Raw genomic sequence first — 14006 nt, 5'->3', positions numbered from 1 at the left:
AAAATACACTAACGCGCCAATGTGCGGAATCGCCGGAATTATTCACTCGAAGACCTTACCCATCCCGATCGAGGATGAGTTGAGGAGCATGCAAAAGAGTCTTTTGCATCGTGGACCAGATGACCTGGGTATGTGGTTGTCTCCATCCAGAGAAGCGGGGTTTGTTCACACTCGTCTTTCCATTCTCGATTTGTCAGAGGCGGGCCACCAGCCAATGTCACTGTCAGATGTGCCATTGACCATTACGTTCAATGGCGAGATCTACAATTTCAGGGAGCTGCGAGCCTCTTTGGAAGCAAGAGGCATTGTTTTCCACACCCAGACGGATACTGAGGTGCTCCTACGCTTGTATCAGTGTCATGGCGAGGAAATGGTGCCCATGCTTCGTGGGATGTTCGCCTTTGCCATCTGGGACGAACAGTCAAAGACCGCCTTCCTAGCTCGTGATCCATTTGGCATAAAGCCGCTCTACTATCACGCTGGTGCAAATGGAACCTTGGTTTTCGCGTCTGAATTGCGTGCTCTTGCCCGTGGTCACCTCGTCAGTAGAGAGTTAGATCGCGGCGCGATGCTCCGCTACCTAAAATTGGGTTCGGTTTCCGAGCCTGGCACTCTTCTTCGTGATGTCAGATGTCTAGAGGCCGGGCATACTCTTTTCTGGCGGCGGGATGGCATGAAAATAAAGCGCTACTGGCATGTGAATTTCGACCCTGGTCCCATTGGTGCCAATGAGGCGGTGCATCTCTGCCGCGAGGCATTGCTGGATTCCATCAAGGCTCACTTTGTCAGTGATGTGCCTGTAGGCATCTTTTTGAGCGGAGGAATAGATTCGACGGTGCTCCTCGCACTGGCGGAAAAAATCGGGCATCGGGGGGTATCCACTTTTTCGATTGGTGTGGATGATCAGGTATTGGATGAAAGCGGGATCGCTGCGCGGACAGCCGCTCATTTTGGTGCTAGCCATCACGAGCTAGCCATGAACGGACAGTTCGCGGAGCAAAGTTTCGCCAGTTATTTGGATTCGATGGATCAGCCGAGCGTCGATGGGCTCAACACGTTCACCGTATCGGCTTTCGCCAGGCAGCACGGGATGAAAGTCGTGTTGTCCGGTTTGGGGGGATGAATTTTTCGGTGGTTATCCGAGCTTTCAGAAAATACCACGCCTGATGACCCTCGCGAAGGTGGCACATTGGGTGCCTGGCTTGTCATCTCTTTCCTCCAGGATCTTTCAAAATTCGCTGATGCCGTCACGCGTTCGCCGCTTGGGCGCGTTTCTTGGCGGAAAGCCGTCAGTATTCGAAGCTTACCGTGCCTTTCGTGGCATATTTTCCCAGCGTGAGGCGATGGCACTCGTTAGGGCGATCACGGGCAGCAGCGAGGCCATCGAGCCACCGCCGCCCTATGAAGTGTTTGATCTAACTGATGAGGCTGATGCGGTCAGTGCCTGCGAGGCCAGTTTCTACATGCGAAACCAGCTTCTGCGTGACAGTGACGTCATGAGCATGCGGCATGGTCTTGAATTGCGGGTTCCGTTTGTGGACAAAATGCTGTTTGAGTCGATCTCAAAGATCCCCTCCAGGTTCCGGGTTCAGGCCGGAAAACAGTTGCTGCTCGATGCGGTGCCAGAGGTGCCAGACTGGGTCAAGAACCAGCCGAAACGCGGTTTCATGTTCCCCTTTGATAAATGGCTGTCACAGCGCTGGGGGCATGAGTTCAAGGAAGCTGCCGCCGTATTGCACGGTGCAAATCCGCCATGGTATCAAATTTGGACGGTATTTATGCTCCAGCAGTGGCTCAAAAGCCTTTGAATACTCAGGATGCGAGTCTTGCATGTCATACCCAGTCTCGCAGCCTCTTATGGAGGGCCTGCTGCGGCCATGCCGGTGATGGCCCGAGGCCTAGCGGCTGCGGGTGTCGAGGTGCATGTGGCAACGATTGATGAAACCTTGCCGGAAGGCCATTCCTCGCAAGGTGCCGTGAGCGACAAGGAAGGCTTTCAGCGCCTCTCGTTTGGGCTCACTTGCCGTCCTTACCGGGTATCTGTTGCTCTTGGGAAATGGCTCGCTCGCCATGTAGTGGATTACGATTTAGTCCACGTTCATGGCGTGTTCACCTACTCGAGTTGGGCCGCATGTCGGGCTGCGGCAAAGGCACGGGTTCCTTTTGTGGTCCGCCCGCTTGGCATATTGAATCGTTGGGGCATGGAAAACCGGCGCCCGATGCTCAAAAAAATGTTCTTCCGGCTCTTCGAGAAACCTTTCTTTGATGTGGCGGCGGCCATGCATTTTACAAGCCTAGATGAGGCCGAGGATGTGGCACGCCTCGGCATTCGTTCCATGGCGGTGATCATTCCCCTTGGAATCGATCTGGCGGACTTTGAGTGCCTCCCCAGCCCGGCACTTTTTTTGGAAAGGTTTCCAGAAGCTGCCGCCGGATCGCGAATCGTTTTCATTTCCAGGGTGGACCGAAAAAAGGGGCTCGAGATGCTGATTCCGGCCTTCCGGGAGATTCAGAAGACGGTGACCGATGCTCGGCTGGTCATCGTGGGAGATGGCCCACCGCAGCTCATAGAGGAGCTACGCCGTTTGGCTGAGGTACATGGTGTGTCTGAGGCCATTACCTGGGCTGGATTCCTTAGTGGAGACCTGAAACTCTCGGCGCTGGCTGCTGCAAAGGTGTTCTGCCTTCCCTCGCATTCGGAGAACTTTGGAATGGCTCTGCTGGAGGCGATGGCTGCTGGACTGCCATGCGTTGCCACCGATAAAGTTGCTCTGGCAGTCTCTGCGGCCCGTGATGATGCGGTGAGCCTGATCCCGTGCAGTGCGGATGCCATAGCTCCGGATGTTTTAAGGTTGCTTTCAAGCCAGGAAGAAAGTGTAAAGCTTGGTCAGGCGGCCCGTGCATACGCTTGGTCACATCATGGCATGGCCGCTACCGGGGTAAGACTCAGAGAGCTTTACGAAACCATTATCCAGGGCCTTTGACGATGACGCTCAATCCCCCCCCAGTCCGATATGAGAGCGGATTACGCATCCTTTTAATAAATCAGTGCTTCCACCCTGATCATGTAGCCACTGCCCAACATCTCACGGATCTGGCATTGGAGTTGGTCAAGACAGGGCATCACGTCACCGCCGTGGCATCCAGTCGCGGTTATGATGATCCGACGCGGCGTTATCCTGTGCGAGAGAGGTGGAACGGTATCGACATTCGTCGCATCTGGACTCCAGGACTCGGCAAAAAGTCCAAACTGCACCGCCTCATCGACTTTGGCGTGTTTTGGCTGAACGCGGCCCGCATCCTTCTCTTCATGCCACGGCATGATGTGACGGTTTGCCTCACTTCACCGCCGCTGATCTCCACACTGGGCACGGTGGCGGCGAAGCTCAAAGGCGGTGAGGTGGTGCCGTGGGTGATGGACTTGAATCCAGATGAAGCGGTGGCGGCGGGCTGGCTCAAAGCGGGCGGGGTGGTGGAGCGCACGCTGACGTTCATCCAAAAATGGAGCTTCCGACAGGCGGCACGCATCATCGCGCTGGATCGCTTTATGGCGGAGCGGCTGATCCGCAAAGGAGTGCATGAGGAGGTCATTCACACGGATGCGCCCTGGTCTCACGATCAGGCCGTGCGTTTCGATGTGCCGGCGCGTGAGGCTTTTCGCGCCAAGCACGGCCTGGGCAGCAAATTTGTCGTCATGTACTCGGGGAATCACAGCCCATGCCATCCGCTCGATACGGTGCTGGCGGCTGCGCAGGCTCTGAAATGCGAGGATCACATCCACTTCCTCTTTGTCGGCGGTGGTAGCGAGTTTAAGAAGGTGCAGGCTTTTCAAAAAGAACAATCGCTGTCGAATATCACGACACTGCCTTATCAGCCGATGGAGGAGCTTTCAGGCTCGCTTTCTAGTGCGGATCTGCACCTAGTTGTGATGGGGGATCCGTTTGTTGGCATCGTACATCCCTGCAAAATTTACAACATCCTCACGCTTGGCATTCCCCTGTTGTTTGTGGGGCCGAAGCAGAGCCACGGGGGGGACATCGTGCGCCGATTGGCCGATCCTGCTTATGCCCGCCTAGCGCAGCATGGGGAAGTGGACCGCATCTTGGGGGAAATACGCTCCGCTGCTGCTCGTGGGCCGCAGCCGCCAAATGCTGCCGCTCAGGCCCTAGGAGCCGAATTTTCGCACTCCGTCCTGTGCCCACGTCTGGTCGAGATCATCGCCACGGCTGCCCGCTGACGAGCGAAGGAGTAAATTTTTCTCGAAAGCCTGTCAAAAGACGTTAGAGGCCATATTCCCACCACTTCCACATGAAAAAAGCGCTCATCACTGGCATTACTGGACAAGACGGCTCCTATCTGGCCGAACTCCTCCTCAAAAAAGGCTATGAAGTACACGGTATCATCCGCCGCTCTTCGAGTTTTAACACTGGGCGCATTGATCACATTTATCAGGACCCACATGTTGATGGTAGTCGTTTAAAGCTCCATTACGGCGACTTGGCCGATGCCGTGCACATGGTGAAGCTGCTTTATGAACTGAAGCCGGACGAAATCTATAATCTCGGGGCTCAGTCTCATGTGAAGGTCTCTTTCGACATCCCTGAATACACGGGTGATGTCGATGGGCTGGGGGCAGTGCGCATTTTGGAGTCCATTCGCGAGGCTGGATTGGTCAAAAACACACGTTTCTACCAAGCGTCCTCCTCAGAGATGTTCGGCAAGGTGCAGGAGGTGCCGCAGACCGAGAAGACGCCGTTTTGGCCGCGTTCACCATATGGTTGTGCCAAAGTTTATGCATACTGGCTCACGGTGAATTACCGGGAGAGCTACGGCCTGCATGCCAGCAATGGCATTCTCTTCAATCACGAGAGTCCTCGCCGTGGAGAGACTTTCGTGACTCGTAAGATCACGCGTGCAGCTACTCGCATTAAATTGGGCCTTCAGGACAAGCTCTATCTCGGCAACCTCGACGCGAAACGCGATTGGGGATTCGCGGGTGAGTATGTCGAAATGATGTGGCTCATGCTCCAGCAGGATCAGCCTGATGACTACGTCGTCGCCACCAATGAGACGCACAGTGTGCGGGAGTTCTGCCAAGAGACCTTCCAGCTTCTCGGCTTGGACTGGGAGAAGTACGTCGTGCATGACTCTCGCTATGAGCGGCCTGCTGAAGTGGAGCTACTCATCGGTGATCCAGCCAAAGCAAAGCGCCAACTCGGTTGGGAGCCCAAAGTCCGCTTCAAAGATCTTGTCAAAATCATGGTCGATTCCGATCTACAGATGGCGGAGCAGGAGGCGCGTGTGAAGGCGGCTCTTGCTAGTTCATAATGGAATGGACGAAAAGCGATGAAACTCTTCATCTCAGGTCATCAGGGCATGGTTGGGGCCGCACTTGTGCGGCGCTACCAGCAGGAGCCCGGCGTCGAAATCATCACCCGTAGTCGGAGTGAGCTCGATCTCGGAGATCAGGCTGCCGTGCATCGTTTCTATGCCGAAACGAGGCCTGATGCGGCGATTATTGCTGCGGGGAAGGTTGGCGGCATTCACGCCAATAGTACTTATCCTGCTGAGTTCCTTCAGCAAAACCTAGCCATCGCCACGAACTGCATTCATGGCGCTTGGAAGGCAGGTGTGAGCCGGTTGCTGTTCCTGGGCAGTTCTTGCATTTACCCGAAACTTGCGGCGCAGCCTATCCGTGAGGACAGTTTGCTCACTTCGGCTCTAGAACCGACGAATGAAGCCTATGCGATCGCTAAGATCGCGGGCGTGAAAATGGCCGAGTACTATCGGAAGCAGTATGGCGTGGTTTATCACGCTGCGATGCCCACAAACCTCTACGGCCCAGGTGATAACTACCACCCGCAGAATTCCCATGTCATGCCAGCCCTCATTCGCCGCTTCCATGAGGCGAAGCTGAACAAGCTGCCAGAGGTGACAGCATGGGGAAGTGGTAGTCCCTTGCGTGAGTTTATGCACGCTGATGATCTCGCAGATGCCTGCGCCTTTTTGATGGGAATCGAGAATCCGCCGGACCTTGTCAATATTGGTTTCGGCAGTGATATTAGTATCCGTGAGTTGGTTGAGCTCGTTGCAAATGTGACGGGCTACGAAGGGAAGATCGTCTGGGATGCACAAAAGCCAGATGGTACTCCGCGAAAGCTTTTGGACACCTCACTGCTGACTTCACTGGGTTGGAAAGCCCGCATTCCACTTCAAGCGGGACTCCAGAGCACCTACGCGGCTTTTCTTGAGGAATCGGCCAATGGCCGACTGCGTGGAGTGTGAGGTTTTCAATAACACTCTACAAGAGGATGCCAGTTCGGTCCTGAATGAGGGCCGTAATCGTCACCAAGGGTGATGTATCACTGGCTGGAGGTGCGGACTTCGACTTTTCGGAGGATGACTTCGTGTCCTTCTTCGCGTGAGTAGATGAATCCGGTGCGGGTAGTCTCGATGACGCGGGGCTTGGCTTTGCCGGGGAGGGAATCGACCACGGCGATACGCTTGCGCAGGTTTACATCGACTTCGGTGCCCTGAGCGACCTCGAATTCGCTGACGCCGTGCTGGAGGAGGATGTCCTCAAAGCTCTGACGTAAGGTGCGGAGCTGCGCGGCGACATCTGCACCACCCGCGACAGCGAGGTAGCGTGCCCCCAGGGCGTCGATAAGGTCGATGCGCTTGATAATGTCATTGGCAAACATGACGACGGTGCCTTCCTCCACAGCGAGGCCGCGGCGCATGATCTCATGTTTCTCCTCCAATTCATTGAGCTGGGAGCGGAGGCGCGATTCGATTTCCTGCCAGTGCTTGAGCTGGGCCTCTGCTTGTGACATGGCCGTGCGCTGAGATTCGAGGCGCTCCAGGGCGGCACGGGTCTGCTCTGTCTGGGTGAGCATGCGCTGCTCTGAGGCTGCGTGGTCGGTGATGCGTTTTTCCAGCTCCGCGATGCGCTTCTTCTGCTCCAATTCGTAGTTTTGAAGCGCGGCGGCTTGTTTCTGAATGGCCTCGCTAAATTGCTTAAACTCGGCCTCGGCAGCTTCGCGGTCTTTGCGAGCTTGCTCGGCACGGAGGGATTCACGGTTGAGGGCTTCTTGAGCGGCGTTGAGCTTCACCTGGATGGCTAGATCGTCCTCCGAGGCGCTGCGCAGAGCCTTGCTGACCTCGCTCTGGCGTGATTCTAGCTGGGCGACGGCGGCACCGAGGGTGAGAATCTTGCCGCCAGTGTGGATGAAGTCGCTGAGGCGTGATTGGTGGTCTTCGATCTTGCCTTGAAGCTCTTTGAGCATGCCATCGGCACCGCCGAGGTCCTGCTTCAGGTTCTCGACGAGCTTGGTGAGGCGCTGTTCATCGGCTTTGAGGTTCTGTACGCGATCTAGGCGTGTGCGGAGTTCCTCTTCGGCAGCGGCAGTTTCTTTGCGCGAGGCGGCGGCTTTGGCTCGCTCGTCTTTGATTTCTTTGTCGAGCTGATCCAGGGCCTTTTCGGCTGCTTGAGTGCGTTCTTGGGCAGATTTGAGATTTTGCGCTTCGAGATCGACTTCGCTCTGAATTTTGAGCACGCGGTCCTGGCGCTGTTTGGCGGCGGATTCGAGCTGGGAGATCTGATCGTGTAAGTCGGAGAGTTTTTTGTTCTGGCTCTCCGTGCTGACATTGAGGCGGGTGACGAACTGCGAGGCTTCATCACGTTCTTTGTTCAAGGAGGCAAGGGCAGCCTGGATGCCTGCCAGCTCGGTGTTGAGGAGTGGGATTTGTTTGCGGAGGGCTTTTTCCTCGGAGCGATTTTTCTCTGCGGCGGCTTCTGCTTCTGCGCGGGCGGCTTCGGCTGCTTGTTGAGCGGCGGTGGCTTTTTCGGATCGTTTTTCTAATTCGACCGCGCGTGATTCGGCAGCATTGGCAGACTTGGTGGCGTTGATTTGACGTGTTTCGGCGGCTTTGGCGGCTGATTCGGCTTCTGCGAGCGCGATGCGTGTTTTCTCGAAGGTCGCGTTCAATTCGGCAACTGTCTTCTCGGCGGTGCTGCGAGCGGCTTCGGTGTCTTTGAGCTTCTGGGTGGCGGTGGTAAGGCGCTCGGTGACGGATTCCAGTTCTTTGAGGCGTGCCTCGCCAATGGTGATGTTTTGCTGAAGGTCTTTGAGGCGGTTTTCTGCCTGTTTGGCGGACTGGGTGGTCTCGGTGAGCTTGGAATCGGTGGTCTTGAGACTGGATTCGAGCGCGGTGAGCTCGCTGCGGAGTTTTTGCTGCGTGCTGGTCAGCTCAGTGACGGATTTCTCAGCGGTGCTGCGGGCGGCTTCGGTGTCTTTGAGCTTCTGGGTGGCGGTAGTGAGGCGCTCGGTGACGGATTCGAGTTCTTTGAGGCGTGCCTCGCCGGTGGAGATGTTTTGCTGGAGGTCTTTGAGGCGGTTCTCTGCCTGTTTGGTGGACTGAGTGGTCTCGGTGAGCTTGGAATCGGTGGTCTTGAGACTGGATTCGAGCGCGGTGAGCTCGCTGCGGAGTTTTTGCTGCGTGCTGGTCAGCTCAGTGACGGATTTCTCAGCGGTGCTGCGGGCGGCTTCGGTGTCTTTGAGCTTCTGAGTGGCCGCAGTGAGGCGCTCGGTGACGGATTCGAGTTCTTTGAGGCGTGCCTCGCCGGTGGTGATGCGCTCCTGGACTCCTTTGAGTCGTGTTTCGGCACCACTGATTTCTGCTTGGCGAGTTTTGAGTTCTGTGTCGAGCGTGGTGCGGTTTTCGGCGATGGATTTATCCAGAGCGGCTCTTTCGAGGCGGAGGGCCTCGTTGGCGGACTCTGCATCACCACGGAGCTTGCTGGTGTGCTGGAGGGCATCGAGAGCGGCAGCTTTATCGCGATTGAGTGCGGCGAAGTCGTCTTGAAGATTTTTGAGTTCGGCGCGGGCTTGCTCGACTTTGGAGCGGAGGTCAGGGACGAGGGATTCGAGATCGGTGCGTTCTTTGGCGAGTCGCTGGGATTCGGCGGCGAGTTTGTCCCGGTTTTGTGTGGCGGAGACGACGGCGGCGGAAATCTCAGCGTGTTGTTTATTGACGGAGTTGAGTTCTTTGACGCGGTCTTCGAGGCTGGTGGTCTGCTGGCGCAGCTCGGTGATGCGTTTTTCTGAGGTGGCAATCTCTTGCTGGCGGGCAGCGAGGCCGAGTTTCAGCCCTTCGTGCTCGCTCTCTGCTGCGGCGATGCTCTGGCGCGTGCTGGCATGCGTGGCGGTGAGGGTGGCGATGATGGCATCGAGGCCACTGATCTTTTCGGAGAGTGAGGAGTGATGCTGTGTGTGCTTTTGGACATCCGCAGCGGCGGCGGTGGCTTTTTTCTGATGCTCGGAAATTTCACTGGTGAGCTGATCGAGCTGAGCGCGTGATTCAGCGAGGCGGGCAGCGATTTTTTTCTCTTCTGCCTGGGTGGTTTTGAAGCGTGAATCGGTATCGGTGGCGAGTTCTTGGAGTTTTTCCAAGCGCTGCTCTGCGTGGGTGATCTGAGTGCGGCACTCTTCGAGATCGGCCTCTGCGGCGCGGTGTTCCTCACGCACTTTGCCGAGTGCTTGGGAGGCGGCTGCTTGCAGCTCCTCCGTTTTATGAATGTCTGATTCGATGCTCTCGCGGCGGGTGACGTAACCACGGACGAGGAGCTGCTGGGCACGGCCGAGCTCCTGGGTGGCAAGTAGCTCGCGGGTGCGCTCATCACGGTCTTTGACGAGTGCGGCGACGGCGGCGGCGACTTCCGCTTTGTGGGACTCGATGGCTTGGAGTGCGGTGTTGGCGTCTTTGAGGCGGTTATCCGTCTCGCTGAGGTCGGAGAGCTTGTTTTCGAGGTCGGCGGCGCGGGTTTCTAGCTCGTGGACTTGAGCGCCGAGTTCTGCGGAGCGTGAGGCACGCTTCTGGATTTCGAGATGGAGGGATTCGAGCTCTTTTGCGGCTTTTTGGCGGGCGGTGGTCTGCTGCTCGGTGAGTGCGGCAGCTTCTTTTTCGAGAGCGAGGAGCTGAGTGCGTGCGGCGGAGGTTTTTTCGGTGATCTGGGCCTCTGTGGCATCGCGATCAGATTGGAGGCGGGCGAGTGCGGCCTGGGCGGCGGCTTGTTTCTCGGTGAGGGAGCTAATGTCGTCCCGGAGGGCGGTGAGGCGATTTTCCGAGCTGCTGATGTCTGCCTGATGAGCGGTCTGGGTGCCGAGGAGCGCAGCGATGGCGGTTTCGAGAAGGCCGTGCTGCTTTTCTTTATCCTCGAGCTGGGTGGAGACGAGGCTGAGGCGCTGCTCGTGATCGCGTAGGTCGGTGAGGCGGGCGGAGAGTGTTTTCTCGTCGGCTCCGAGGCGTGCGAGGGTCTGTTGGGTGTCGAGGAGTTGATCCTGAGCTTTTTGGAGCGAGGCGTTTTTTGCCTCGATGCTGGCGGTGAGTTGTTCCAGCTCTTTGCGGCGCTGGTTGAGGTCTGAATCGACGGTTTTGAGCGATGCGGCCTTTGTTTCAGCATCGGTGATCTGGGTGGCGAGGAGGGTGAGCTTTTGCTCGACGTCGCTGGTGTCTTTGCGCTTGGCGGCGAGGACGTGCTCGAGGGCGGAGGACTGCTCGGCGAGCTGCTGGACTTTTTTCTCGGCAGCTTCGGTTTCGGTGGTGAGTTGTTTGAGCGTGGCTTGGCGCTGGGAGAGGTCGGACTCGGTCTTTTTGAGAGTGAGTGCGGTCTGCTCTGCGGCATTGATTTGCGGCGCGAAACTGGCCAGGCGCTGCTCTGCCTCTGTGATGGCCTGGGTGCGCTGGGTGAGGGTGGTTTCGGCGGTCTGGAGCTGTGAGACGAGGGCTGCGAGCTGTTTTTGAGTCTGACTGAGGTTGGCCGTATTTTCCTGTGCAGCGGTGATCTGGGCAGTGAGGTCGGTGAGGAGCTTCTGCGCGGCGGTGGCGTCTGCGTTGCGCTGGGTGAGGGTGGATTCCGCACTCTGGAGCTGCGTGGTGAGTGCGGTGAGTTTTTGCTCGGTGTCGGCGAGGCTTGAGGCTTGTTCCTCTGCGCTAGTGATCTGTGCGGTGAGCTCTGTGAGGCGTTTTTGAGCGGTGGCGGCATCTAGCCCCCGCTGGGCGAGGCGTGCTTCTGTGTCCTTGAGGCGGGTGGTGAACTCGCTGAGGGCTTTTTCGGCTTTTTCGGCCTCGGAGCTACGTTGAGCGAGAGTGGTCTCGGTTTGAGAAAGGGTGGCGCGGAGTGTTTCGAGCTGTGGGGTGAGGGAGGCGAGTTTTTCCTCGGATGCGGCCAATGCAGCGCTTTTTTGCTCTGCTTGGGCAGTGCGTGTTTGCAGCTCGGTGAGTTTTTTCTGCTGCAGTGGCCTCGGTGTTTTTGAGGGTGAGCGTGGCCTCGGTGGATTGGAGTTTTGCTTGGAGGTCGGTGAGGCGTTTTTCGACTTCGGAGAGGGCGGCTGCTTTTTGCTCGGAAGCAGTGATCTGGGCGGCGAGCGAGGTGAGTTTCTGTGCAGCGGCGGCGGATTCGTCCTCGCGGCGGGTGATGGCGCTCTCGGTGTTTTTGAGAGTGGTGGTGAGCTCGGCGAGTTTTTTGTCGAGATTGCTGAGATCGGTCTGCTTGCTGACGAGTTGGCTGTTGAGGGCGTGGACTTCTGCGCTGCGCTTGGATTGGACTTCTGCGTCGGATTTTTGTGCTTCGGAGGTGCGGCGAGCGAGGTCTGCGAGGCGTGCCTCCGAGCTGGTGATCTGGCTTTGGAGTCCGGCGAGTTTTTCTGCGGCGGTGGCGGCCTCGGTGCTGCGTGCTTCGAGAGCGGCGAGATCGGTCTGTTTGGTCTTTAAAGTGGCTTCGAGGCTGCTGAGCTGCTTTTCGAGCTCACGCGAGCGGGTCTCTGCGGTCTGGGTTTCGGCGGTTTTTGCGCGGTGATCTTCTGCAAGGCGTGCGAGCTCGTTTTGCTGGGTGGCGAGCTGGGCTTCGAGCGCTTGGACTTCTGCGCTGCGCTTGGATTGGACCTCTGCGTCGGTTTTTTGTGCTTCGGAGGTGCGGCGAGCGAGGTCTGCGAGGTGTTTTTCGGAGCTGGTGATCTGGCTTTGGAGCCCGGCGAGTTTTTCGGCGGCGGTGGCGGCCTCGGTGCTGCGTGCTTCGAGGGCGGCGAGATCGGTCTGTTTGGTCTTTAAAGTGGCTTCGAGGCTGCCGAGCTGCTTTTCGAGCTCACGCGAGCGGGCCTCTGCGGTCTGGGTTTCGGCGGTTTTTGCGCGGTGAGCTTCTGCGAGGCGTGCGAGCTCGTTTTGCTGGGTGGCGAGCTGGGCTTCGAGCGCTTGGACTTCTGCGCTGCGCTTGGATTTGAGCTCCGATTCGGATTTTTGTGCCTCGGTGGTGCTGGCTGTGAGTGCGGCGAGTTTTTGCTCGGCGGTGGAGATGTCTGCGGTGAGGCGAGTTAAGGTTTCTGCGGCGTTTTTGCGCTGTGAGTCGGTCTCCGCGACGGAAGCGGTGAGCTGATCGAGCTGGGTGGAGCGGGTGGCGGACTCGGTGTTCTTTTCAGCGAGTTGGCGGGTGAGTGTGGAGAGCTCGTCCTGTTTGGCGGCGAGGCGTGTTTCGAGTGTCTGGAGCTCGGTGCTGCGTTTGGCGAGGATGTCGGCCTCGGATTTTTCTGCCTCTGCGGTGCGGCGGGTGAGGGAAGTGAGCTTTTCCTCAGTGGCAGTGATTTGAGCCGTGAGTGCGGCGAGTTTTTGATCGGCGCTGGCGATTTCGTCGCTCTTTGCGGTGAGGGATGATTCGAGCGACTTGGTCTTATCTGTGAGTTGCTGGAAATTGAGCGCGGCGGCAGATGCGGCGCTGTTTTGACTGCTCAATTCGGTGAAACGAGTCTCTGCGGCGACGATCTGGGTGGCGAGTGCGGTGAGCTTGGCCTCCGTGGCGGCGATGGCGGCGTGGCGCTTGGCCTCCGCATCGCTGTGCATGGTGTGGAGTGACTTTTGCGCCGTGGCGAGGTCGCTTTCAGCTTTGGTGAGGAGGGTGCGGGTGGAGTCGAGCTTGCTGTCGAGATTGGAGAGATCACGGCGGACTTGATCCTGGCGTGCGGTGGCGGCTTTTGCGGCATCGAGCTCGACGCGGGCGGCCTGGAGCTGCTTGGCGAGATCCGAGGACTCGGACTTCGCGGTGGAGAGGGTGGTCTGGGTGTCGGCGAGTTCTTTGCGACGGAGATCGAGGGTGGCATCGAGGCTGCGGAGCTCATCGCGGCGTTTTTGCTCGACCTCAGCGTCGATGCGTGCGGCATCACGCTGCTGGCGGAGTTTGTCGATTTCCTCGCGGAGCTCTGCGGCTTGCTTTTGCAAAGCGGGATCTGGTGCCGGGGCGACGAAGGCCGGGGCAGGGAAGGAGGCGGGCGGAGGCGGCGGTGGTCCTGGTGGCCGGGAGCCAGCAGGTGGCGGTGGGACGGACTGGCGCTGGACGACGGGCTTTGTGGGCTCGATTTTGCCGGTGTCCTGCTTTTCGCGGACGGGGATGCTTTCGGTGTCGCCACTGCGGCCATCGGTGCGGGTGGTATCGTGCTTCGGAGCGGCGACAGCCTTGGAGTCGCCGATGGGGGCGAGTCCTTTCGGAGCACGATCACGGAAGCGGCTATCGAGCTGGCCGAACATGATGCGGTCGCTGCCTTTGACGCGGGAGCGCTCGATGCGGCGGCCATTGACGAAGGTGCCGTTGGAGGACTTTAGATCGACGAGTTCGTAACCACCATCTGGTTGCTTGAGGAACTCTGCGTGAAAGCTGGAAATGTAGGTGTTGTCGATGACGATGTCGTTTTTGGCATCGCGACCTATAGTGAGGCGGTCTTCGAGGATATCGAAGACGAATTCATTTCCATCGTTGAGGTTGAAGGCCAGATACGGCATGCCGGGAGGGCTGAAAAAAGCGTTAAATAGAGGATGAAACTAAAGGTGGAAAATCAGTTAGGCAATCCTAATGAATCCCATGATGCGAAGTGAAGTGCTTCGTGCGTTATTGTTTCCAAAACCAATGAGATTGTGATTATGAGTGAATTTTTTCTAAAACAAAACGGAGCAGGCTCAGGTCT

6 protein-coding genes and 1 pseudogene are annotated in these 14006 nt (G+C 57.7%); 5 read left to right on the top strand and 2 right to left on the bottom strand.

Annotated features, from left to right (window positions below; translation table 11 throughout):
• The first annotated feature begins 19 nt into the window (after positions 1-19).
• From asnB to IPK32_03690, 5 genes and pseudogenes are all read left to right on the top strand, one after another.
• Positions 20-1808 (top strand): annotated as a pseudogene (gene asnB / locus IPK32_03710) (asparagine synthase (glutamine-hydrolyzing)).
• Between the two features lie 69 nt (positions 1809-1877).
• On the top strand, positions 1878-2984 hold the full coding sequence (locus IPK32_03705; GenBank protein ID MBK8091112.1) for a glycosyltransferase: 1107 nt from the start codon (positions 1878-1880) through the stop codon (positions 2982-2984).
• Between the two features lie 2 nt (positions 2985-2986).
• A complete protein-coding gene (locus tag IPK32_03700; GenBank protein MBK8091111.1) occupies positions 2987-4237 on the top strand; it encodes a glycosyltransferase family 4 protein in 1251 nt (416 codons plus the stop codon).
• Positions 4238-4308: 71 nt separating this feature from the next.
• Positions 4309-5328 (top strand): GDP-mannose 4,6-dehydratase, encoded by a 1020-nt coding sequence (gmd, locus tag IPK32_03695; GenBank protein MBK8091110.1) that lies wholly within the window; start codon positions 4309-4311, stop codon positions 5326-5328.
• An 18-nt stretch (positions 5329-5346) separates the two neighbouring features.
• Positions 5347-6285, top strand: a complete 939-nt coding sequence (locus IPK32_03690) for a GDP-L-fucose synthase (GenBank protein ID MBK8091109.1) — start codon at positions 5347-5349, stop codon at positions 6283-6285.
• Positions 6286-6362: 77 nt separating this feature from the next.
• Here the strand turns inward: IPK32_03690 and grpE are convergent, their stop codons facing one another.
• Together grpE and IPK32_03680 are read right to left on the bottom strand one after the other, a co-directional pair.
• Positions 6363-11231, bottom strand: a complete 4869-nt coding sequence (grpE, locus tag IPK32_03685) for a nucleotide exchange factor GrpE (GenBank protein MBK8091108.1) — start codon at positions 11229-11231, stop codon at positions 6363-6365.
• A complete protein-coding gene (locus tag IPK32_03680) occupies positions 11134-13824 on the bottom strand; it encodes an FHA domain-containing protein (GenBank protein ID MBK8091107.1) in 2691 nt (896 codons plus the stop codon). Before IPK32_03680 ends, grpE begins: the two co-directional genes overlap by 98 nt.
• Positions 13825-14006 lie beyond the last annotated feature (182 nt).

Source organism: Verrucomicrobiaceae bacterium, assembly GCA_016713035.1.
Classification (GTDB): domain Bacteria; phylum Verrucomicrobiota; class Verrucomicrobiia; order Verrucomicrobiales; family Verrucomicrobiaceae; genus Prosthecobacter.
This window is presented reverse-complemented; position numbering and strand designations above follow the sequence as displayed.

Excerpts from the sequence above, each read along its gene's own strand:
- IPK32_03705 (MBK8091112.1), top strand. The coding sequence starts at position 1,878 with ATGCCGGTGATGGCCCGAGGCCTAGCGGCTGCGGGTGTCGAGGTGCAT.
- IPK32_03690 (MBK8091109.1), top strand. The coding sequence starts at position 5,347 with ATGAAACTCTTCATCTCAGGTCATCAGGGCATGGTTGGGGCCGCACTT.
- gmd (MBK8091110.1), top strand. The coding sequence starts at position 4,309 with ATGAAAAAAGCGCTCATCACTGGCATTACTGGACAAGACGGCTCCTAT.
- IPK32_03700 (MBK8091111.1), top strand. The coding sequence starts at position 2,987 with ATGACGCTCAATCCCCCCCCAGTCCGATATGAGAGCGGATTACGCATC.
- IPK32_03680 (MBK8091107.1), bottom strand. The coding sequence starts at position 13,824 with ATGCCGTATCTGGCCTTCAACCTCAACGATGGAAATGAATTCGTCTTC.